This window comes from Aurantimonas endophytica (genome assembly GCF_014196845.1).
Classification (GTDB): Bacteria; Pseudomonadota; Alphaproteobacteria; order Rhizobiales; family Rhizobiaceae; genus Aurantimonas; species Aurantimonas endophytica.
The window spans coordinates 202141-223091 of sequence record NZ_JACIEM010000004.1 but is presented as its reverse complement, the minus strand read 5'-3'; the positions used below and the strand labels follow the sequence as shown (position 1 = coordinate 223091).

19 protein-coding genes and 2 tRNA genes are annotated in these 20951 nt (G+C 66.1%); 12 read left to right on the top strand and 9 right to left on the bottom strand.

The genetic code is table 11. The features are described from left to right. The first annotated feature begins 213 nt into the window (after positions 1-213). The 6 genes from GGR03_RS15505 (at position 214) to GGR03_RS15480 (ending at position 7574) form a co-directional block, all read left to right on the top strand. On the top strand, positions 214-1260 hold the full coding sequence (locus GGR03_RS15505) for an SMP-30/gluconolactonase/LRE family protein (RefSeq protein ID WP_183209636.1): 1047 nt from the start codon (positions 214-216) through the stop codon (positions 1258-1260). 407 nt (positions 1261-1667) lie between these two features. Continuing rightward, complete coding sequence (locus tag GGR03_RS15500) at positions 1668-2678, top strand: ABC transporter substrate-binding protein (RefSeq protein ID WP_246368070.1); 1011 nt, start codon at positions 1668-1670, stop codon at positions 2676-2678. A 41-nt stretch (positions 2679-2719) separates the two neighbouring features. Beyond that, a complete protein-coding gene (locus GGR03_RS15495; RefSeq protein ID WP_210292177.1) occupies positions 2720-3715 on the top strand; it encodes a FecCD family ABC transporter permease in 996 nt (331 codons plus the stop codon). Then, the gene (locus tag GGR03_RS15490; protein ID WP_183209630.1) at positions 3712-4476 is read left to right on the top strand and encodes an ABC transporter ATP-binding protein; all 765 of its coding nucleotides are present in this window, start codon (positions 3712-3714) and stop codon (positions 4474-4476) included. The genes GGR03_RS15495 and GGR03_RS15490 overlap by 4 nt, the downstream gene beginning before the upstream one ends. Before the next feature lie 348 nt (positions 4477-4824). Further along, positions 4825-5385 (top strand): DMT family transporter, encoded by a 561-nt coding sequence (locus GGR03_RS15485; protein WP_183210098.1) that lies wholly within the window; start codon positions 4825-4827, stop codon positions 5383-5385. A gap of 347 nt (positions 5386-5732) precedes the next feature. Further along, on the top strand, positions 5733-7574 hold the full coding sequence (locus tag GGR03_RS15480) for an acyl-CoA thioesterase (protein WP_183209627.1): 1842 nt from the start codon (positions 5733-5735) through the stop codon (positions 7572-7574). A 25-nt stretch (positions 7575-7599) separates the two neighbouring features. On the opposite strand, the gene GGR03_RS15475 is transcribed toward GGR03_RS15480, so the two are convergent. The 3 genes from GGR03_RS15475 to mnmA all read right to left on the bottom strand — a co-directional run bounded on the left by GGR03_RS15475 (position 7600) and on the right by mnmA (position 11794). Continuing rightward, positions 7600-9882: a putative bifunctional diguanylate cyclase/phosphodiesterase gene (locus GGR03_RS15475; protein ID WP_183209625.1), complete on the bottom strand. Its 2283-nt coding sequence runs from the start codon at positions 9880-9882 to the stop codon at positions 7600-7602. A 411-nt stretch (positions 9883-10293) separates the two neighbouring features. Beyond that, positions 10294-10370: transfer RNA gene (locus tag GGR03_RS15470), tRNA-Met, on the bottom strand. A 251-nt stretch (positions 10371-10621) separates the two neighbouring features. Further along, positions 10622-11794, bottom strand: a complete 1173-nt coding sequence (mnmA, locus tag GGR03_RS15465) for a tRNA 2-thiouridine(34) synthase MnmA (RefSeq protein ID WP_183210056.1) — start codon at positions 11792-11794, stop codon at positions 10622-10624. Between the two features lie 238 nt (positions 11795-12032). Here mnmA and sciP point away from each other — a divergent pair, with 238 nt between their 5' ends. Then, positions 12033-12323, top strand: a complete 291-nt coding sequence (gene sciP, locus GGR03_RS15460; RefSeq protein WP_183209623.1) for a CtrA inhibitor SciP — start codon at positions 12033-12035, stop codon at positions 12321-12323. A 189-nt stretch (positions 12324-12512) separates the two neighbouring features. On the opposite strand, the gene GGR03_RS15455 is transcribed toward sciP, so the two are convergent. Beyond that, a complete protein-coding gene (locus GGR03_RS15455) occupies positions 12513-12881 on the bottom strand; it encodes a flagellar export protein FliJ (protein WP_183209621.1) in 369 nt (122 codons plus the stop codon). A 358-nt stretch (positions 12882-13239) separates the two neighbouring features. Between GGR03_RS15455 and ctrA the strand changes: the two genes are divergently transcribed. Continuing rightward, positions 13240-13932: a response regulator transcription factor CtrA gene (gene ctrA, locus GGR03_RS15450; protein ID WP_183209619.1), complete on the top strand. Its 693-nt coding sequence runs from the start codon at positions 13240-13242 to the stop codon at positions 13930-13932. 93 nt (positions 13933-14025) lie between these two features. On the opposite strand, the gene GGR03_RS15445 is transcribed toward ctrA, so the two are convergent. Beyond that, positions 14026-14451, bottom strand: coding sequence for a response regulator (locus GGR03_RS15445; RefSeq protein WP_183209617.1), 426 nt, complete (start codon positions 14449-14451; stop codon positions 14026-14028). 121 nt (positions 14452-14572) lie between these two features. Next, positions 14573-15199: a histidine phosphotransferase ChpT gene (gene chpT / locus GGR03_RS15440; protein ID WP_183209615.1), complete on the bottom strand. Its 627-nt coding sequence runs from the start codon at positions 15197-15199 to the stop codon at positions 14573-14575. A 261-nt stretch (positions 15200-15460) separates the two neighbouring features. Between chpT and GGR03_RS15435 the strand changes: the two genes are divergently transcribed. Both GGR03_RS15435 and GGR03_RS15430 read left to right on the top strand, forming a co-directional pair. Continuing rightward, on the top strand, positions 15461-16039 hold the full coding sequence (locus tag GGR03_RS15435) for a DUF1134 domain-containing protein (protein WP_183209613.1): 579 nt from the start codon (positions 15461-15463) through the stop codon (positions 16037-16039). Positions 16040-16164: 125 nt separating this feature from the next. Continuing rightward, entirely contained in the window at positions 16165-17316 is a 1152-nt protein-coding gene (locus GGR03_RS15430) for a coiled-coil domain-containing protein (protein ID WP_183209611.1), read from the top strand. Here the strand turns inward: GGR03_RS15430 and GGR03_RS15425 are convergent. From GGR03_RS15425 to GGR03_RS15415, 3 genes are all read right to left on the bottom strand, one after another. Further along, a complete protein-coding gene (locus tag GGR03_RS15425; protein ID WP_183209609.1) occupies positions 17301-18107 on the bottom strand; it encodes a TrmH family RNA methyltransferase in 807 nt (268 codons plus the stop codon). The two genes, GGR03_RS15430 and GGR03_RS15425, sit on opposite strands and share 16 nt — an antisense overlap. Positions 18108-18130: 23 nt before the next feature. Beyond that, positions 18131-18205, bottom strand: a tRNA-Glu gene (locus GGR03_RS15420). A 183-nt stretch (positions 18206-18388) separates the two neighbouring features. Continuing rightward, positions 18389-18739, bottom strand: coding sequence for a fimbrial protein (locus GGR03_RS15415; RefSeq protein ID WP_183209608.1), 351 nt, complete (start codon positions 18737-18739; stop codon positions 18389-18391). Between the two features lie 53 nt (positions 18740-18792). Between GGR03_RS15415 and GGR03_RS15410 the strand changes: the two genes are divergently transcribed. Further along, on the top strand, positions 18793-19797 hold the full coding sequence (locus GGR03_RS15410; protein ID WP_183209606.1) for an RluA family pseudouridine synthase: 1005 nt from the start codon (positions 18793-18795) through the stop codon (positions 19795-19797). Positions 19798-19984: 187 nt separating this feature from the next. Then, on the top strand, positions 19985-20893 hold the full coding sequence (rpoH, locus tag GGR03_RS15405; protein ID WP_183209604.1) for an RNA polymerase sigma factor RpoH: 909 nt from the start codon (positions 19985-19987) through the stop codon (positions 20891-20893). The last annotated feature ends 58 nt before the right edge of the window (positions 20894-20951 follow it).

Below are 20951 nucleotides of genomic sequence, written 5' to 3'. Positions count from 1 at the left end.
CGCGGTGAGCGGCCACTGGAGCGGCGTCGTTCCAGTCAGCGCGCAACCGCCGTGACGAGGTCACGCGGACTGACGCAAACATGGGCCCCCGGTGCCTGCACGGCGCGCGATCGGCTGGCCAAGCCATTCCATTAAACCTAGTCTTCCTGTGCCGATCAAAGGGAGAAAGAACGTCGGCCGCAAGATCGGCAGGCCGGTTTACGGGAGGAAGACATGGACATCGATCGACGTGCACTTCTCGCTGGCGGTGCGGTATTAGGCGCCGCGCTCGCCTTTCCAAAGATTGCCAAAGCCCAGCCCGAGCCGCCCGGGACACAGCCGTCCCGTTATCCGGACGATGCCTGGGAAGTTCTCGATCCGCGCTTCTCCAAGTACATGATCGGCAACACGCCCCTCCAGCGCCAATGGAGCGGAGCGTTCTGGGCCGAAGGCCCGGCATGGAACGGCGTCGGTCGCTACGCCGTCTTCAGCGACATTCCCAACAACCGTCAGATGCGATGGGACGAGGTGACGGGGACCGTGACGCCGCTCCGGCACGCCTCGAACTACTCCAACGGCAACACGTTCGATTTCGAGGGACGGCAGATCAGCTGCGAGCACTCGACGGCGCGGGTCGTCCGCTATGGCCGTCAGGGACCGGCCGAGGTGCTGGCCGAGACCTTCGAAGGCAAACAGCTGAACGCGCCCAACGACGCGGTCGTTCATCCCGATGACGGCGGCATCATCTTCACCGATCCCGGCTACGGCAGCCACTGGTACTACGAGGGCAATGTCCGCGAACTGGAGCTGCCGACGAGCATCTATCACATCGACGCCTCGGGCGGGGCGGTGACCCGGCTGACCGACGAGATCTTCAAGCCGAACGGTCTCTGCTTCTCGCCAGACTACCGAACCCTGTACGTCGCGGATTCGGCTGCGACGCATCATCCCGAGCCCTCCCGCATCATCGCCTGGACGGTGGAGGACAACGGCCGACGGCTGACCGGCAGACGCGAGTTCGCGACCCTGGAGAACGGGTTCCACGACGGGCTGCGGGCCGATGTCGACGGGAATGTCTGGGCAGCGACCGGATTTGCCGGGGAAGGTCAGGACGGCGTCCATGTCTACGCGCCCGACGGTACCAAGATCGGGCAGATCAAGACGCCGGAAGGCTGCGCCAATCTGGCCTTCGTCGGCGAACACCGCAATCGGCTTCTGCTGACTGCCAGCCAGTCGATCTACACGATCTATACTGCTGCCCAGGGCGCGCATATCGCGTGAAGCCGCCTTATCCGGGATGCAGTCCGTCGGCAGCGGGCGGGCGGCTTTCGCTGCCCGCCAACCCGGAAGCTGACGGACTGCCTTGACCTCAGCCGCCGTGTCCTGCGGCGCCTAAGCAATCGGGATCGGAACCGCGTCGTCGGACCGTGGCGGTCGAGGAAGCTCGGGAAGACGGCCCGCGCGCCTTATCGCGTCGGGCGAGGAAGGCACCGTCGATCGTCTGCATCCCGCCCGTCACGAAGCCGCTTCCGGTCCGGCCAGCCACACGCCCCATGCCCGGGCTCCTCACGCCGCCGTGGCGCAGGCCGCTCGCGCGACCGCCGTTATCTTGACACCACGACTCTTGTTTTCCGGGCCACGCCGCAATACGGAGATCGGGCTTTCCTTCGCGGACAATGGACATGAACATGCTGAACAGGAGTCTGGTCGCGCTCGGTGGTCTTGCAGCGGCAGTGCTTTGCACGTCGGCGCAGGCCGAGCCGACGACCTATCCGCTGACGATCGAGAATTGCGGGCAGGAGGTCACGTTCGAGCAGGCACCCGAGCGGGCCGTCGCGCTCGGGCAGAACAGCGCCGAGGTGATGCTGCTGCTGGGGCTGCAGGACCGGATGGCCGCTACCGCCTTCTGGCCGAACAAGGTGCTGCCCGAACTTCAGGCCGCCAACGACAAGGTCGAGGTTCTGACCGTCGAGTTCCCGACGCTAGAGGCCGTCCTGTCGAGACAGCCCGACTTCGTCGCTTCGATGCTGACGACGCTGATGGGGCCGGACAGCAAGGTCGCCAAGCGCGAAGATTTAGAAAGCCTCAAGATTCCGACCTATCTGTCGCCCAGCGCCTGCTCCACGACGCTGGACGCCAATGACGCCTATGGCAGTCGCGGCGAATTGTGGACCATGGACCTGCTCTACAGGGAGATCGAGGACCTGGCGCGGATCTTCGACGTGGCGGACCGCGGAGCGGCTCTCATCGAGGACTTCAAGGCGCGCGAGGCCGCCCTGCGTGCCGAGTTCGAGGACCGGGAGGATCTGACCTTCCTGTTCTGGTTCTCCAGCCCCTCACCCGCCGACGACGCCTATCTGGGCGGCGGCAACGGGCCGTCGGGCTATATCGCCGACATTCTGGGCGGGTCGAACGCGGTGAAGACCGAGGCCGAATGGCCGACGCTCGGCTGGGAAGGCATCATGGCCGCCAATCCCACCGTCTTCGTGGCCACGCAGGTGGACCGCAACCGCTGGGAACTCGACGACGCCGACGCGAAGATCGCCTATCTGACGTCCGACCCGACCGTGAGCCAGATGGACGCGGTCAAGGCCGGACGGATCGTCGTCATGAGCGGCGCCGCGATGAATCCGAGCATCCGCACGATCTACGGCGCCGAGCAGGTCGCTGAGCAACTGCGGATCCTCGATCTGCCGTGACGACACCCGAAGAAGCGGAACGGGGAGCCGGAGGGCTCGTCCTGTTCCTGGCGCTGTTTCTCGTCGCCCTTGCCTTCGCAGTCGCTCTGGCGACCGCCATCGGCGACTACAGTATCGGGCTCGGCACGGTGGTGCTTGCCATCACCAATGGTCTCGGCCTGACCAACGCCGACATTCCGCAGATCCAGGAAAGCGTCATCTGGGACCTGCGCCTCAGTCGGGCGCTGGTGGCCGCACTTGCCGGCGCCGGGCTCGCGCTTTGCGGCGCCATCCTTCAGGCGCTGTTGCGCAACCCGCTGGCCGAACCCTTCGTCCTTGGCGTTTCCGCCGGCGCCTCTACCGGGGCGGTCTGCGTGATCGTCCTGGGCATCGGAGCGGGCGGCCTGTCGCTTTCGATGGGCGCCTTCGCCGGCGCATTTGCTGCGTTCGCCGTCGTCGCAGTGCTTTCCAACGGTGCGACGAGCGGACCCAACCATACGATCCTCGCCGGCGTCGCCGCCGCGCAGCTTTTCAACGCGCTGACCTCCTACATCGTCACCACTTCCGGCAACGCCCAGCAGGCACGCGACGTGATGTTCTGGCTGCTCGGCAGCTTCGGCGGCGTGCGCTGGCCCGACTTCCAGCTTCTCATCGTGGTGGTGGTTCTGGGTCTGGGCATCTGCCTGTGGATGGCCCGCACGCTCGACGCCTTCACCTTCGGCGACGAGGATGCGGCGGCGCTCGGCGTGCCGGTGGCGCGCATCCGGCTGGTGTTGTTCGCCGTCACCGCCATGATCACGGCGACGATCGTCAGCATGGTCGGCGCGATCGGCTTTGTCGGCCTCGTCGTCCCGCATGCCGCCCGTTACGTCGTGGGACCGACGCATCTGCGTCTGCTGCCGGCCTGTGCGGCGGTCGGGGCGGTGTTCATGGTTCTGGCGGACATCGCGTCGCGCGTCGTCGTCACCCAGCAGACGGTGCCCATCGGCGTCGTCACGGCGCTTGTCGGCGTGCCGTTCTTCGCCCTCATCCTTTATCGCTCGCGGCCCCAGGCATGACGATCGTCGCGGGCAATCTCGTCTGGGGCGTCGGCCGCAAGACCATCGTGCGCGACGTCTCCCTGTCCGTGCGCCGGGGCGAGACGCTCGGGCTGATCGGTCCGAACGGATCGGGCAAATCCTCGCTGCTGCGCCTTCTCGCCGGGTTGAAGCGCCCGAGCTCGGGCCGGGTGGAGATCAATGGCCGGGACATTGCGGGGGTCTCGCGCCGCACCCTGGCGCGGCAGGTCGCCTTCGTGCAGCAGAACGCCGCGACCGATACCAACGTGTCCGTCCGCGACGTGGTCAGGCTGGGGCGCACCCCGCACCGCTCGGCCCTCGGTGGCTGGTCGTCCGCCGACGAGGCGGCCGTTTCGGCTGCCCTGTCGCGAGTCGACATGCACCAGCGACGCGCGCAGGCCTGGCAGACGCTTTCCGGCGGCGAACGCCAGCGGGTCCATATCGCACGGGCACTGGCGCAAGCGCCCACGGTCATGTTCCTCGACGAGCCGACCAACCATCTCGACATCCACCATCAGATCGAGATCCTGCGCATGGTGCGCGAGCTCGACCTGACCAGCATCGTGGCCCTGCACGATCTGAACCTCGCCGCCATGTTCTGCGACCGGATCGCGGTGATGCAGGAAGGCGCGCTGGTCGAATGCGGCGCGCCGGCGGACGTTCTGAGCCAGGCTCTGCTCAAGAACGTCTTCCGTATCGAGGCGGAGGTGATCGAGCTTGCGGGCTCCGGCCGCCCGCACATCCGGTTTTGCAGCGATTGAGCGCCGCACGCGACGAGTCTCGCCCTCAAATCGCCGATGAGACCCTCGGCATCTGGCTGCGCATCGGCTCCACATTGGCCTTCGCGGGGATGGGCGTCTGCATCAAGGCCCTAAGCGGTTCGGTGCCGCTCGGGCAGATGGTGTTCTTCCGCTCCGCGGTGGCCCTGCTGCCCTTGGCGCTGTTCTTGTGGTGGAGCGGCGACTTCCCGCAAGGGCTTGCCACGCGCCGACCGCTCGGCCATGTCGCGCGCTCCCTCATGGGAGCCTGCGCCATGTTCACCGCTTTCGCCACGATCAGCCTTCTCCCGCTCGCGGAAGCGACGCTTTCTGTCCTATCTGGCCCCGGTGATGCTGGCGCTTCTCGGATGGGCGCTCCTGGGGGAAAGTCTCGGCCCGCGACGCATCGGCGGCATCCTTCTCGGCCTTTGCGGCGGTGCCGCCTTCTGCCTGCCGGCTCTTTCTGGCAACCTGGCCGATGGTGCGCTTCTCGGCCTTCTGCTGGGGTTGGCGACGGCGTTCCTTACCGCCGGCGCGCTGATCCAGGTCCGCCGCCTGACCCTGGCCGGTGAAAAGGCAGGCGCGATCGCCTTCTGGTTTGCCGTCGTTTCGGCCTTGGCGGGTCTGGCAACCCTGCCGTTCGGCTGGGTCATGCCCGATGTGCAACAGGCGCTGCTGCTGTTCGGCGCCGGCCTTGCCGGCGGGATCGCGCATATCCTGATGACGCTGTCCTTCCGCCATGCGGAGGCCGCGGCCCTCGCGCCGTTCGAATATCTCTCGATCCTGTGGGCCGCCGCCGCCGGTGCCCTCTTCTTCGCCGAGGTTCCGGACTGGGCGTTCCTGATCGCCGCACCGTTGATCCTTGCCGGCTCGCTGGTGGCCCTGCCGAAGCGACGGGCGCCGCCGGCCTGACGGCGCCAAAGGCCGTCAGACGGCAGGTCCTCGGAACTCACCGCGATGACTTATTCGGCCTGAACCGCCTTGGAGAAACCGCTGCCGGCAGTCGGAGAAGCTCGAATCGGTCGGCAAACCGAATACGGCGTCGCGCCCGCCGCGGGTTCGCAAGGAGGGTTTCGGCCCGTGAGCGATTTACGGGTTCGCCACTCCGACCGAACGCAATCTCACGGATGTCCACATCATTCGATGATCCGGCCCAAATGATTTCTGGTGCAACAGTTAAAATTTTATATATTTAGCTTAGTGTTCCGGAAAAGGTCGCGAGGTGGGTTAAATTGGCGCGATCTCGTTTCCTCCGCTCGTTGAGCTGGGCCCCAACCGTCTCCCTGTCCTGGATGTGGGGGCTGGGCTTCTTCTACTCGATGCACATCGTGTGGATTCAGGGATGGACGGGCTTCTGGGTCTTTGCCCTGGCGAATGCATGCGGCCTGGGCCTGTTCGGGGTCGTTCTCGGCTCGCGTCGGCGCGATCCGGAGACCTTGTTCGGCAGGATCGGCCCCCGTTTCGTTTCGCTGTTCCTGCTTTGTCAGGCCGGAGCGGTCGCCATCACCCTGTTCTCGCTCGGCACGTATTTCTGGCCGCTGCTGTTTCCGGGTGCCGATGCGAGCACCAGGCTGGCCCTGACCGGGCTCGTCGTGGCGCTTGCCTGCATCATCGGGCACGCGAACACGCTTCGACGGCTGAGCTTCCTCCATATCGGCTACCTCTTCATTGCCGCGGCCGCGATCGCGATCGCATGGGCGACCATGCCGCCGACGCCCGTATCGGCGGTCGCCGTTGATACGCCGGCGACACTCTCCGTCTGGACCTTCCTGCTCCCAACTCTCGTCGGCTTTGCGCTGGGCCCGTGGGGCGATCTGCAACAGTGGCAGCGAGCCATCGAGATCCGCCGCAGCGGCTCCTCTGCGGTGGTGGCCTATGTCGGCGGCGCCTTGATTTTCCTCGGACTGCTGGTCGCAAACGCGGTTCTGTCGCGTTCGGCCGGCCTGCACATTCTCGTCGGCACGGACGGTGCGATCGGTGCGCAGAGTTCGGTCGCAGCGCGGTTCGCGGCAGAAGGCGTTGGAGTAGGCCTCATTGCTCTCGCGGTGTGGGCAGCGATCGCCGCCATCTCCACGATCGACAGCTTCTACTGCGCGGCGCGCTGGTATCTTTCGTCGCTCCTCGCCAAGAGCATGCATCCGGCTCTGGCCTTCGTTCCGCTGGCGGCTGCGACGTCACCGCTGTGGCTGCTGGGTGTCGCGATCGCCGCAGCCGTCACGATGAGCGGTATGGGACTGTCCCAGACCGCCTACATCATGCCCTACGCCACGCTTCTGGTCGGGGCGACCGCCTGTCTGCTGGCCGAGTGCATCCTTCGGCCCGTCCGTTTCGATTCTGTCGCCTGCTATCTCTTCGGGGTGGCCGCCGGGCTGGTGTTCTTCATCGGATATCGCGAAGGGATCCCGTTCCTGGTGCCGCTGTCGACCGTGATCGCGCTGGTCGGCGCGGTGATGCCTATACGCTCGATGCTGGGCGAACGGTCGGCGCTTCTGCCGGCGCGGGCGGCGGAGATGGCCGCAAAGGCAATCGATCGGGGCGACACCGGCGGTGAAACATCCGCCGATGGGCCAGCCCATGCCGTCTCGCCGGGAGCCATGGCGACCGCGAACAGCAACACCACGCCCGCCTACGGCTTCGACGGCCAGTGGTTCGTCATGCAGGTCACCCCCACCTATGACGACACCAATTCCGTCGGAAACGTCTACTTCGCCAATTACGTCCGATGGGTGGGCAAGGCCCGCGAGCTGTTCTTCAACGCCTGCATGCCGAATTTCGATCTCGGGACCACGCGATATCTCGTACTGACGAAGTCGTTCGAGCACGATTTCCGCAGGGAGATCGCCGAGTTCGAGCCTGTCACGATCAGGGTCCGGATCGCGCGTCACAATCGCAAGTTCGTCACGCTCGGACATGAGATCCTGAGCGATCGCCATGGTCTGCTGGGTCGCGGGGAGCAGGCGCTGATGTTCGTGGACAGAGAGAGCTTCAAGCCGCTCGACATTCCCGGGGACATCATCCGGGGCTTCCTGCCGTTCTGGCCATCCAACCGCCCGGAGAGCACGGTCCCTTCGGTTCAGGACGGATCGCGAATGGCCGGCTGATCCCTTCGCCGCCGCTGTCGCGAGGTCAGGCCACCACCCGAGGCTCGAACCGTCTCGATTGCCTCGCGATCATCTGCATGGTCGCTTCCTCGTCGGCCGGCTTTCCGTACAGATAGCCTTGGAACTCCGGGCACCCGATCTGCCGCAGGCAGTCGCGCTGCGCGACCGTCTCCACGCCTTCGGCGGTTGTCGTCATCCCCAGCGTCCGCGCAAGCTCGACGATCGCCTTGACGATGCTCACGTCGCTCGAGACGTCGGGCAGGTCGACAATGAAGCTCTGGTCAATCTTGATCTTGTCGACCGGCAGTTTCTTCAGGTAGCTCAGGCTGGAGTAGCCGGTGCCGAAATCATCCAGTGCGAGTCTCACGCCCAGCCGTCGAAGGCTCTCGATGACGCTCATGGCTTCGTTGGTCGTCGCCAGGAACGCTGTTTCGGTGATTTCCAGCTCGAGCCGCGATGGCTCCAGCCCGGAATCCGAGAGCGCCCGAGCGACGATCTCGACGAGGTTGGAATGACGGATCTGCACTGTCGAGATGTTGACGGCGACCGACAGGGTGCGGTCCTGCCAGGTCGCTGCGAAGTGGCATGCATTCCGCAAGCTCCATTCGCCGAGCGCCAGGATGCTCCCGGTCTCCTCTGCCAGCACGATGAACTCGGACGGCGGCACGTCGCCGTGCAGGGGATGCTGCCAGCGCATCAGGGCTTCGAAGCCGTTCGGCTCGCCGGTATCGGCTGACACGAGCGGCTGGTAATGCAGGGCGAATTCGCCGCGATCGAGAGCGCCGCGCAGTTCTCCCATGAGGACCGCGCGCTCTTCCTTGTGCTGGTCCATCGACGGCGTGTACAGCCCGTAGCTTCCACCACCGTCATCCTTCATCCGGTACAGTGCGGCGTCCGCCTTGCGCAGCACCTCCTCCGACGTCATCGCATCATTCGCGATCGCGATGCCGATGCTGACGCCGACGTCGAGATAGAGGTTGTCGAATTCGAAGGGCGTCTGCAGACTTTGGACGATCCTTTCGGCAAGGCCCGCGTTAAGCGCCGGATCCGATGCGAAATGGATGATCGCAAACTCGTCGCCGGCGAATCTCGAAACCACCAGATCGGGGCCGACGAAGGCTTCAAGCCGCTCGCCGATCTTTCGCAGCAGATGGTCGCCCACCGCATGCCCGAAGGTATCGTTGACCTGCTTGAAGCGGTCCAGGTCGAGGCACAAGACCGCGAAGCCTGGTCCGCCCGGCCGGTCGAGCAGCGCGCTCCGCGCGTCCGCGACGATCTTCTCGAAGTGTCGACGGTTCGGCAGACCCGTCAGGAGGTCGTGGTTGGCGAGATGATCGAGCTTGGCCAGGTACTCGTGCTGGAGCGTGACATCCGAACCGATGCCCCGAAAGCCGAGAAACCGTTGCTGCCTGTCGTGAATTGGTTTGCCGGTCAGAGCCCACCAGCGGGTCTCCCGTCCGATATGCACGGGAATGCTGATGCGATGGAAGGGGCGTCGCTCCCGAAACGCCGACAGGAGATACGTCGCGGCCACGGATCGCTGATCGGACTTCGGCGTCACGAGGCTCTCGAAAAGAGATGACGCAAGATCCCCCGGATCGGACTGGGCGACCTCCGCAAACCTGGCTGATGGCGACCGGATTCGTCCAAGGGCGTCGGTTTCCCAAAGCCAGTCGCTGGAGTTCTGTTCGAAGTCATTGAGAAGGAGGCCGCTGACTTCCCTCTGCCGGTCGAGATCGACCTGAACGATGGCCCGGAGGCTGACCAGCCTGCTGATCTGGACGATCGTCGCGACGATGAAAAACGAATAGATCGCCAGCAGGATCGCGATGATGATGAAGAAGGGCTTGCCCGTCATCGCCAGCGCGATGAAGGAGCCGGCGATGATGCAGCCGGAATAGACGATTCCGGCCGCCGGAATGAAGCCTATGCAGATTCCCGTCGCGATCAGGCCGGCACATGTCGCGGCGATGAGCAGTTGCCCGTCAGCATCCGCGCTGTTGAACAGCACCACCGGGATCGAAGCGAGTGCCACACCGGCAAGGGCCGCCACCACGACTATGCGCTCTCGGATGAGCCTGATCGGGACAGCGAGCGAGTTCAGCCGTCCGCGCTGCCAGGATGCGCACGCGTAGAATCCGACGCAGGCCAGCCCAAGGATGACCACCTGCAGGCCGACGACGTACGCCACGGTCGATTCTTGCCAGAAAAAGTAGCAGACGATGATCGAGACCGTCAGGCCCGTGACAATCGTGTAGGGAGCAAGGCGAAGCGCAAGGTCGATCTGATCGAGCCAGACCTTGTCCAACGTATCTCGGCTCAACGGCGCTTGTGTCGCGGCCTCATGCTGCAACCTGGTTGCCTTCAAAGTTCCGCATCCGCAAGTTTCCGACGCCGTACCGATCCTAACTCCGGTACCTTAAGGAGTTCGAAAACGGGGGTATCGGATTTTACGTAAAGTTTACCCGATTTCGTCTGCCTTGGGGCCTGCGAGCCCGGCACGCCTGTGCTGCCGAGGCCGCCGATGGCGTCTTCGCGGATGTGACGTTCAGCAGACACGGTGATGCAGGAAGAGGCCGGCAGGATCGCATCTCACCGGGATTCGTGGCGCACCGCAGACGGCTGGTGGCACCGACCGGCACGAAGGTCCAGATCGCCGAAAACCAAGGATCCCGGGTTTCCGAGAGCCCCTGATGGCCAATAAAATCAATGGGATGGTTGGTAGCGGGAGAGGGACTTGAACCCCCGACACGCGGATTATGATTCCGCTGCTCTAACCAGCTGAGCTACCCCGCCGCCTGTCCCGGCCCGGCGTGGCCGGTCGGGTCGGCGCGATATAGGAGCGGGGGGCGTTTTCTGTCAATGCCCGGCCGGTCCGAAACCGGATGGTCGGCGGCGCGAGCGAGACAAGGACCCGCTTCGTTGCGCGTCGTTTCGCCGCCGTCGGCGGCATTGGAGGCGGCAGATTCGGCCCTGCGCTTCTCCTTCGACAGATCGGCAGCGCCGTGCCGCCCGCGGGACGGCGCTGCCACCTGGCATGGGATCGGCTATGCCTGCGCGACGGCGACGCGTTGGGCGAGACTGGTCTCGGCCGCGCGCGCCGTTGCGGCGATGACGCCGCCGCCGAGCACCTCGGCGCCCGCGCCGTCGCCGGTATAGAAGACGCAGGCCTGGCCGGGCGCGACACCCTCCTCGCCGCCGAGGATCTCGACCTCCCAGCCGGCGGGGGTCGCAACGATCCGGGCGGGGGCCGGCGGCCGGGTGGAGCGGACCTTGACGAACAACTCGTGACCGCCGGCGGCAAACGCCTCGGGGGCCTCGCGCCCCAGCCAGTTGACGTCGCGCAGCCGCAGCCGCCGCGTTGCCAGTGCCTCGCGCGGGCCGACGACGATTCGCGCCTCGCCCGCCTCGATCGCCACGACATAGAGCGGCTCGCTGGCGGCGACGCCAAGCCCGCGGCGCTGGCCGATCGTGTAGCCGAGAATGCCGTCGTGGCGGCCAAGATGCCTTCCGTCGACATGCACGATCTCGCCGGCCCGACCGGCATCGGGGTGCAGCCGGCGGATCACGTCGCTGTAGCGGCCCTTGGCGACGAAGCAGATGTCCTGGCTGTCCGGCTTGGCGGCGATGGCAAGGCCATGCCGCTCGGCCAGCGCCCTCGTCTCCGGCTTGGTCAGGCGACCGAGCGGAAAGCGCAGGAAATCCAGCTGCTCCTGCGTGGTGCCGTAGAGAAAGTAGCTCTGGTCACGGTCGAGGTCGCGCGGCCGATAGAGGCTGCGGTGGGCGCCGTTCAGGCGGCTGTCGATGTAGTGGCCGGTCGCCAGCGCGTCGGCGCCGAGGTCGCGAGCGGTCGCCAGAAGGTCGCGGAACTTGACCGTCTGGTTGCAGGCGACGCAGGGAATCGGCGTCTCGCCGGCGAGATAGCTGGCCGCGAACGGATCGATCACCGCCTTGCGGAAGCGCTCCTCGTAATCCAGCACGTAATGGTGGATGCCGAGCGTCTCCGCGACCCGGCGGGCATCGGCGATGTCCTGTCCGGCGCAGCATGAACCGGCGCGGCGGGCGCCCTCGCCCGCATCGTAGAGCTGCAGGGTGATGCCGACGACGTCGTAGCCCTCGTCCTTGAGGATCGCCGCGACGACGGAGGAATCGACGCCGCCCGACATGGCGACGACGACCCGGGTCTCGGCGGCGGGCTTCGGCAGGTCGAGGCTGTTCAGCATGGGCGGGCTCTGCGGCGCTGCTGCGGTCATCGGCTGGATGTAGGCGCAGAAGCGCTGAATTGCAAAAGTGGACGCTCCGTCAGGCTGCCGTGGCAACCGGTTGTCAATGACTCCAGTGCCTGATGCAAACCCGTTCAAGTTCTTATCGAAAGCTTACGACAGGCTTGACGGAATTTTAAAAGCGTCGGGCTAACGTGACGCTGAGATTAGGTCTTTGAGTGTAGTAGAGAGTACAATGACCGATCAGATCAGACCGCGTGTCAAATACGTCATCGGCCCCGACGGGAGTCCGCTGACGATGGCCGACCTGCCGCCGTCGAATACGCGTCGCTGGGTGATCCGCCGCAAGGCCGAGGTGGTTGCCGCTGTACGCGGCGGCCTGCTCAGCCTCGACGAGGCGTGTTCACGCTATACGCTGACGGTGGAGGAGTTCCTCTCCTGGCAGGTTTCCATCGACCAGCACGGCCTTGCCGGGCTGCGAACGACTCAGCTGCAGGAGTATCGCAAGCGCATAGAACTGCACTGAGTTCAGGAAACGGGTAACAAAAAAGGCCGGCGCATCGCCGGCTTTTTTTGTTCGTGCCGCTGCGGGATGGCTGGTCCGATGGGCGGCCTGGCCGATCGCGCGGCTCGCGAGACCCGCCTGCCCGGCCTGCCGGTGCCGGCCGCCGCGTCAGGTCCGCGGGGCCGGCTGTCTTCTCGAGGCGAAGCGGCCTCAGCCCAAGGCTTCGCGGCGCTGCTCCAGTTCGTCGCGCGCGACGTCACGCTGTTCCAGCTTCTCGGCATTGACCAACTCAGCCTCGGCTTCCTCGAGGGCGAGGCGGGCCGCGGCGATCTGCACCTTCAGGTCCTTGACCGAATTGTTCAGATTGTCGCGCCGGATCCGCGCCGCCTTGGCGAAGGTCGGATAGGCGAAATGCGCGACGTCGCTGATGCCGGCCTTCTTCTCCTCGGTGTTGATCTGATGGTCCAGTTCCCCTGCCATGCGGGCGAATTCGCTCATCATCATCTCGAGCTGCTCGAACTGGCGGCGTTTCTCCATGACCTTGAAACGCGTCAGTCGCACCAAATTGTCCCGCTTCATACTCGATTCCCCAGCTGACAGCCCCGTTGACGGAACCGGCTTGAACACCGCGACAAACGGGTTTCGGGCAAGCCTCAGGAGCTAAGCCTCTTAACCGTCTGTTTACGCGCACCGTTAATCATAGGGACGAGGATTTAAGGCTGGGTAAACCGAGTTCCCCGAGTTTGGCGCATCGAACAAGCGCCTGGGGGCCGCCGGGCACCGTGTCTTGAAATGCCCGCGAGGCCAAATGGCCCGACGTCCATGATGGACCGCGATAGTTTGTTAACCATTTCCTGCCATTTTTCGGCCGGAGTTTAGACAATCGAGAGCCTGCCGAAAGTCGGAATTCGGCGCGGATGGCTGAGGGGAACTTCTGATGCGCGTTCTTTTGATCGAAGACGACAGCGCCGTCGCGCAGAGCATCGAGCTCATGCTGAAGTCGGAGAGCTTCAACGTCTATACGACCGATCTGGGCGAAGAGGGCGTCGATCTCGGCAAGCTCTACGACTACGACCTGATCCTTCTCGATCTGAACCTGCCCGACATGTCCGGCTACGAGGTGCTTCGGACCCTGCGCCTGTCGAAGGTGAAGACGCCGATTCTCATCCTGTCCGGCATGGCCGGGATCGAGGACAAGGTGCGCGGCCTCGGCTTCGGTGCCGACGACTACATGACCAAGCCGTTCCACAAGGACGAGCTCGTCGCCCGCATCCACGCCATCGTCCGCCGCTCCAAGGGCCATGCCCAGTCGGTCATCAACACCGGCGACCTCACGGTCAATCTCGACGCCAAGACCGTCGAGGTAAACGGCCAGCGGGTGCACCTGACCGGCAAGGAATACGCCATGCTGGAGCTGCTCTCGCTCCGCAAGGGCACGACGCTCACCAAGGAGATGTTCCTCAACCATCTCTATGGCGGCATGGACGAGCCGGAACTTAAGATCATCGACGTCTTCATCTGCAAGCTGCGCAAGAAGCTGGCCACGGCGACCGAGGGCAAGAACTACATCGAGACGGTCTGGGGCCGCGGCTACGTGCTGCGCGAGCCCGAGGAAGCCCGCGCCGCCTGATCAGCCTTCGTCACGAAATAAAAAAACCCGCCCGGTCCGCCGCGGCGGGTTTTTTCGTTCTGCCGTGCGTGGCCGTGAGGATCGGCCGGCCGGTCAGGTCGCGACGCGGAACTGGTCCGGGCGCCGCTCGCTGCCGCTCTTCCAGGGCGCTGCCTCGGCGAGATATGGCGTGATGGCCGCCCGCAGAGAGATGCGATCGAAGGGCTTGTAGACGAACCCCGCGACGCCGGCGCGCTTGAGGCGCGTCATCAGGCCGAGATTGCCATCGACGATGAGGGCAAGAACGATCACCTGCGCGCCGCCGGGCATCGCCTTGATCTGGCGCACGAGGTCGGGCGCGTCGTTGCCGAGAACCGTGGCTGCGACGAGGAGGAGATCCGGCAGTCCGTTGTGCTCCACCCAGTCCGTCGCCTCGCCCGGGCCGGCGACACACTCCACCACCAGACCCAGCTGTGGCAGCATCCGCGACACGACTTTCCGGACGACCGGCGCTTCGTCCACCACCAGACAGGTCTGCATGACCGGCTCCTCCGCAACACAGCCGCCGACGGCATGGCTGCAACGGCCTGAGCCATACCTGAGCAGGCTTGCCGTAGCGTTCAGAAACAGCGGTAAGAATAGGTAAAGATGCGATTAGCCGTCAAGCGACGCGAAATACCACGGTGCCCTCGCCGAGCTCGTGGGAGACACCAAGACCGGATTCCCGGGCGAGGAACAGCGTGTAGTAGGGCTGGATCGCCTGCGCATCCATGGCATCCGTCGCGGCCTGGCCTTCGAGAAGAGCGATCAGGCGGGGCTGCATCCGCACCCTGTCGCCGCTGGCGCGGACGGTGGCTCGCGGCGGCTCGAGGCTCTCGATCTCGACCCGCACCTCGCCGCCCCGGCTGATCGACGCGCTGGCGAGGACCACGAGGTTGAGGATTACCTTGACGAAGTTCTTGCCGACGTAGCCGGGTGCGCCCTCCCAGACCAGCGAGGCCTTCTCGTGGTCCATGTAGCCGGTTGCCACCGTCTTCGCCTCGTTGAGGTCGATCGTCGCCGTCTGCGAGCCGGCCGCGCCGAAGGCGATCCGCGCGAATTGCAGCTTGGCCACCGCCGCCTTCAGCGACTTGCGCACGAGATCCATCGATTCCGGATCATTCGGCATGTCGTCGAGCAGTTCGAGCCCGCTCTGGATCCCGAAGACCGGCGAGATGATGTCGTGGCAAAGCCGGCTCGACAGCAGCGCCGCCAGATCGGCGGCGGAAAGCTCGGGAAGCGTGGTCATTCGGGTCCGTTCCGTTGAGTCCGTCGGTCGTGCGCGGCGAATCAGCCGGGCCGTTTCGGTGGCGAGCATGGGTTTTGGCGCCGGAGGCGTCAACCGACGGAGGCGCGCGCCCCGCCCCTGCGGCCAAGCTGTCGGGGCGTCTGAAGGCCGTTAGGCAAATGACAACCATGTTTTGCTCAAATCGAAGGGATCGCGCCCACCGGGCGCTTCGCGGGCGCCGCCTTTCCGGCCGACGGCCCGGGTTCTTGAAAGGATCCGATCATGAACCGCATGCTGAAAACGGTCCGCCACTTCGCTGCCTTCGCGGCGGTCGCGCTGGGCCTCGTCCTGTCGGCACCCGCCGTCGCCCAGCAGCAATCGGGCTATACGGTCGACGAGATCGTCACCACCGGTCACCAGTTCTTCGGCAGCACCGCCGGCGGCCTGGCGCAGCTGGTCGAGAACGCCTTCGAGCGCTACGGCTTGCCGAATGGCTACATTCTCGGCGAGGAAGCCGCCGGCGCGTTCTTCGGGGGCCTGCGCTTCGGCGAAGGCACGCTGTTCACCAAGAATGCCGGCCAGCACCGCATGTTCTGGCAGGGCCCGTCGCTCGGGTTCGATGTCGGCGGGGACGGCGCCCGGACCATGATGCTGGTCTACAACCTGCCCTCGGTCGATGGAATCTACGGCCGCTTTGCCGGCGTCACCGGCAGTGCCTACCTGGTCGGCGGGCTCGGCATGACCGTCCTGGTGCGGGACGATATCGTCCTCGTGCCGGTCAAGACCGGCGTCGGCGCGCGCCTCGGGCTCAATCTCGGCTACCTGAAGGTGACGCCGATGCCGACATGGAACCCGTTCTGATCGCTCCTGTCGGCGTTGCCGTCAAAGCATAGCGCCAGGCGAATCATAAATTGATGCACGGAACGGGCGGTGGATACCGCCCGTTCCGCGTTATATACGCGCGCTGAAATCCTCCGAAGGTCCCAATGATCGCGACCGGCCTGACTTTTCTCTTCGGCTTCCTGTCGGCGATCCTCGTCGCCCTGCTGCTCACGCCGCTGGCGATGGGGCGCGCCCGGCGTCTTGCGCGGCGCGAGTTCGAGGCCTCCATCCCGGTCAGCGCCAACGAGATCCGCGCGAGCTTCGACCATGTGCGGGCGGAGGCGGCCCTCACGTCCCGCCGCCGCGAGATGGACGCGCTGGCGATGCGCGAGAAGGCGGCGCTCGAGCGGGCGGAAGCCGGGCGGGTGGCCCGGGAGAATGCTGACCTCAAACGGCGCAACCGGGAGCTCGAGGAGGTCATCGCCACCCGGGAAGCCGAACTCAAGGAGCTTTCCGAAACGTTCGAAGCACACCAGGCCGACTACGGGCGCCTGGAGGCGGAACTGCGCGAGACCGGCCACGATCTGGATCTGCGCATCGAGGAGATGGACGCGCTGGCCGCAAGGTTCCGCGAGCTGACGCAGATCGCGGACGAGCGGAAGGTCGCCATCGTCGCGCTGGAGAACAAGGCCGAGCGCCTTGCCGACGAGCTCCGCCAGGCGGACCGGCAGGCTCGCGAGCGCGAGGGAGTAAACGAACGGCTGCGGGGCGAAGCCGGCACGCTGGAAGCCCGGCTCCAGAAGGAGAAGGCGGCCGCGCGCAAGCTCGACGACAGGGTTTCTCGCCTGGCGGCGGAACTCGCCGATCGGGACGAGAAGATCGGGCGGCTCGCGGCGGTCGTCGAGGCCGGTCTCGACGAGCCGGCGCTGCTGGCGGAGGTCAAGGCACCGACCGCCTTAACCGCTTCCGAAGCGAACGCCGAGGCCGATACGCCGATCGACCAGCCTGAACCGGAGCATGTGTCCGCCGCGGCGCCGACGGGCTCGGTCGGCGAGCGGGTTCGCGACGCGCTCGATTTGCCGGCGCATCCTCTGGACGATCCGGATCTCGACGAGGCACGGCTGCGCCAGCGCATCAGCGACATTGCCGCAAGGGTGATCCACCTTACGGCGTCGGTGGAAGGACGCGGCTCGCCGATCGACAGGATCCTCGACGCCGATACGCAGGATGACGCCGGCGAAGGCCAGGCGGATCCGACGCTCGCCCAGCGCGCCCGCCGCCTGCGCAAGGACGACGCCGATCAGGCCGCCGAATAGAGCGCGTGCAGGACGATCGCGGCCGCGGTCGCGACGTTGAGGCTGTCGACCTCCGGCTGCATCTCGATCCGCACGGTTTCACAGAGGGCCATCAGCGATGCCGGAAGGCCCCTGCCCTCGGCTCCCAGCAGCAGCGCTGCCGGCGCCGTGCGGTCGAGCCTGGTCAGCGGCGTGTCGCCGGAGGGAGACAAAGCGAGCACGCGGCAGCCCGCCGCCTCGCACGCCGCGACGATCGCCTCTCCCGTTCCGCCGCGATACCACGGCAAGGTGAGGGCCGTGCCGACGGACACGCGCAAGGCCTTGCGATAGAGCGGATGGCACGAGGTCTCGTCCAACAGGATGCCCGCGGCGCCGAAGGCGGCGGCATTGCGGAAGATCGCGCCGAGATTGTCGTGATTGGCGATCTCGATGCCGACGACCACGGGCCGGCCGGTGGCAGCCGCGCGCGCCAGGATCGCCGCGACGGACCAGGGCGTACCCGCCGCCGTGCCATGCGCGAGGACGCCGCGATTGACCGGGAAGCCGGCGATGCGATCGAACACTGCCCGCTCGGCGACATAGACGGGGATGTCGGCCGGCAGTCCTGCGAGACGGCTGCGGATGCCTTCGAGGCGATTCCTGAGGATCAGGAATGCGGTCGGCCGAAAGCGCTCCGCCTGAAGCAGCTGGTCGAGGACCACGGTGCCCTCGGCGATGAAGCCGGAGCGGCCGACGAGATCGCGCTCACGCACATCGCGAAACGGCTCGATGCGCGGATCCTCCGCGTCGACGATCAGGATGGGCTCGGGCATGAAACTCGGAACTGGGAGGTGACTGGTACGCCCAAGGGGAATCGAACCCCTGTTTGCGCCGTGAGAGGGCGCCGTCCTAACCGCTAGACGATGGGCGCGTGCCAGTGGCCGAGGATATAACCGGCACTTTCGCCGGGTGCAAGGGGGTTTCGGGTCGATTGTGGAACCCCGCCCTGGGACGCATCGATAGGGCCGAACGAGGAAGTGATCGGGGCTCGACGCCGTGCGAACCGGGCGCCGGCAGCCGACTTCGGTCGTGTACGCGCCCGGCTGCGCGGCGGCTAGCCGCCCTCGGCCAGCGTGTAGGTCGCGAGAATCGCGCCGTCGTCCAGCGAGATCAGGTACAGACGATCGCCCTCTGCCGTCGCCGCGTGAACCAATGCGCGATCGCCGTCGAGCGAGACGCTCCTGATGTCGGCGCCCGCCGGCAGGGCGAGCGCGATCTCGGCGCCGTCCAGCGCCTGGCGGTAGCCGGGGCTCATGGCTTTGTAGACAACGGCCGCCAGCACGGCCATAACCCCGATCATCATGACGCCGATCGAGACAGCCAGGAGCCGCACCATCTTGCGCCGCAGCCGCTCCACGGCCGGATCAAGCGGGGCTTCCGCCTCGTCTTCGTCTCTGATGGTCATGATCGGTCCGGCTCGCGTTGGCATGCTGCCCGGGTCCTACAGGGGTTGAACCGATGGATACAAGGCGGTTCCTCGTCGATGCCGAAAGCGACGGCCAGCGTCTCGACATGTTCATCGCCCGCCAGAGCGGCGACAGCCTGTCGCGCAGCCGGGCGCAGGGGCTGATCGCCGACGGCGTCGTCAGCGTCGACGGCACCGTCGTCACCGCCGCAAAACGGCGACTCGTCGTGGGCGAGAGCGTCGCTTTTGTCGAGCCGCCGCCGCTGGACGCCGACCCGCTGCCCGAGGACATTCCGCTGGTCATCGTCTACGAGGACGCCGATCTCGTCGTCGTCGACAAGCCGGCTGGCCTCGTGGTGCACCCGGGCGCCGGCAACTGGACGGGCACGCTCGTCAACGCCCTCCTCCACCATTGCGGCGACAGCCTCTCCGGCGTCGGCGGCGTCAAGCGGCCGGGCATCGTCCACCGCCTCGACAAGGAGACGAGCGGGCTTCTCGTCGTGGCGAAATCCGACATCGCCCATCGCGGCCTCGCCGAGCAGTTCGCGGCACACGGCAAGGACGGGCGGCTGGTGCGCGCCTATCTGGCGCTGGTCTGGGGCACGCCCGTCCGCAAGGTCGGCACGATCGCCACCTCGCTCGGCCGCTCCACCACCGACCGCGTCAAGCGGGCGGTGGTACCCGAGGGCCGCGGCGACGCCCGCCACGCGGTGACAAATTATCGTGTCCTGTCCATCTCGACGCTGGATGACGGGCTGGCCGCCTTGGTGGAATGCTCGCTGGAGACCGGGCGCACGCACCAGATCCGCGTGCATATGGCGCATGTCGGACACCCGCTGGTCGGCGACAATGTCTACGGCGCCGGCTTCCGCACCAAGGCCGAGCGGCTCGAGCCGCCGGCAGCCGCGGTGGTGAAGGCTTTCGAGCGACAGGCGCTGCATGCCCACCGCCTCGGCTTCGTCCACCCCGTCACCGGTGACGACCTGGACTTCCGCTCGCCGCTTCCGGCAGACATGCGGGAACTTTGCGCCGCACTCGACGTTTTTCCTCCCGAGTAGATGGGCATCTGGCGGCGTTGGCGCAGAGCAATCGCGAACGCAGCGTTCATCGGCCCGGTATGTCAGCGGCCTGAAATCGGCCTGCTTCCATTCCCATATTATTCATGTTGCGGGGGTTGGCGTGATGCGGCCTCCGCTCGGTCCGGCTCGATGACGAGCGGTCCGGCACAGTGATGGAGGGGCAAACATGGCCCAAGCAAATCTTCCGAGCATCGCCTCGGGCGAAGGCGGCCTCAGCCGCTATCTCGAAGAGATCCGTCGGTTCCCGATGCTGGAGCCGCAGGAAGAGTACATGCTGGCGAAGCGCTACGCCGAGCATGACGATCGCGATGCCGCGCATCGGCTGGTGACGAGTCATCTGCGCCTCGTGGCGAAGATCGCCATGGGCTATCGCGGCTACGGCCTGCCGATCGGCGAAGTCGTGTCGGAAGGCAATGTCGGCCTGATGCAGGCGGTCAAGCGCTTCGATCCGGAGCGCGGCTTCCGCCTCGCGACCTACGCGATGTGGTGGATCAAGGCGTCGATCCAGGAGTACATCCTGCGCTCGTGGAGCCTGGTTAAGATGGGCACCACCGCCAACCAGAAGCGGCTGTTCTTCAACCTGCGCAAGATGAAGAGCCGGATCCAGGCGCTCGACGAGGGCGACCTGCGGCCGGAGCAGGTGCAGCAGATCGCGACGTCGCTCGGCGTCTCGACCGAGGAAGTCATCTCGATGAACCGGCGCCTGTCCGGCGACGCCTCGCTGAACGCGCCGATCCGGGCAACCGAGGGCGAGTCCGGCGAGTGGCAGGACTGGCTGGTCGACGACAGCGAGACCCAGGAAGACCTGCTCGCCCGCGAGGACGAGCTCGACCAGCGGCGCGGCATGCTGCGCAGCGCGATGGGCGTGCTCAACGACCGCGAGCGGCGGATCTTCGAGGCGCGGCGCCTGGCCGAGGAGCCGCTGACGCTGGAAGCCCTGTCCGGCGAGTTCGACATCAGCCGCGAGCGCGTGCGGCAGATCGAGGTCCGGGCGTTCGAGAAGGTGCAGAAGGCCGTGCGCGACACGGCCGACGCCACCAACCGGGCGCTGCGGCCGGTGCAGGAACCGGCCTGAGGCCCGCCGCCCGGCGGCAGGACGAAGCCTGACGCAAAGCGTCGAGAAACGAAAAGGC

What these genes read in the sequence shown, in the direction of transcription:
- GGR03_RS15505 (WP_183209636.1), top strand. Translation starts at nt 214, where the DNA reads ATGGACATCGATCGACGTGCACTTCTCGCTGGCGGTGCGGTATTAGGC.
- GGR03_RS15500 (WP_246368070.1), top strand. Translation starts at nt 1,668, where the DNA reads ATGCTGAACAGGAGTCTGGTCGCGCTCGGTGGTCTTGCAGCGGCAGTG.
- GGR03_RS15490 (WP_183209630.1), top strand. Translation starts at nt 3,712, where the DNA reads ATGACGATCGTCGCGGGCAATCTCGTCTGGGGCGTCGGCCGCAAGACC.
- GGR03_RS15485 (WP_183210098.1), top strand. Translation starts at nt 4,825, where the DNA reads ATGCTGGCGCTTCTCGGATGGGCGCTCCTGGGGGAAAGTCTCGGCCCG.
- sciP (WP_183209623.1), top strand. Translation starts at nt 12,033, where the DNA reads ATGACCGATCAGATCAGACCGCGTGTCAAATACGTCATCGGCCCCGAC.
- GGR03_RS15455 (WP_183209621.1), bottom strand. Translation starts at nt 12,881, where the DNA reads ATGAAGCGGGACAATTTGGTGCGACTGACGCGTTTCAAGGTCATGGAG.
- ctrA (WP_183209619.1), top strand. Translation starts at nt 13,240, where the DNA reads ATGCGCGTTCTTTTGATCGAAGACGACAGCGCCGTCGCGCAGAGCATC.
- GGR03_RS15445 (WP_183209617.1), bottom strand. Translation starts at nt 14,451, where the DNA reads ATGCAGACCTGTCTGGTGGTGGACGAAGCGCCGGTCGTCCGGAAAGTC.
- chpT (WP_183209615.1), bottom strand. Translation starts at nt 15,199, where the DNA reads ATGACCACGCTTCCCGAGCTTTCCGCCGCCGATCTGGCGGCGCTGCTG.
- GGR03_RS15435 (WP_183209613.1), top strand. Translation starts at nt 15,461, where the DNA reads ATGAACCGCATGCTGAAAACGGTCCGCCACTTCGCTGCCTTCGCGGCG.
- GGR03_RS15430 (WP_183209611.1), top strand. Translation starts at nt 16,165, where the DNA reads ATGATCGCGACCGGCCTGACTTTTCTCTTCGGCTTCCTGTCGGCGATC.
- GGR03_RS15425 (WP_183209609.1), bottom strand. Translation starts at nt 18,107, where the DNA reads ATGCCCGAGCCCATCCTGATCGTCGACGCGGAGGATCCGCGCATCGAG.
- GGR03_RS15415 (WP_183209608.1), bottom strand. Translation starts at nt 18,739, where the DNA reads ATGACCATCAGAGACGAAGACGAGGCGGAAGCCCCGCTTGATCCGGCC.
- GGR03_RS15410 (WP_183209606.1), top strand. Translation starts at nt 18,793, where the DNA reads ATGGATACAAGGCGGTTCCTCGTCGATGCCGAAAGCGACGGCCAGCGT.
- rpoH (WP_183209604.1), top strand. Translation starts at nt 19,985, where the DNA reads ATGGCCCAAGCAAATCTTCCGAGCATCGCCTCGGGCGAAGGCGGCCTC.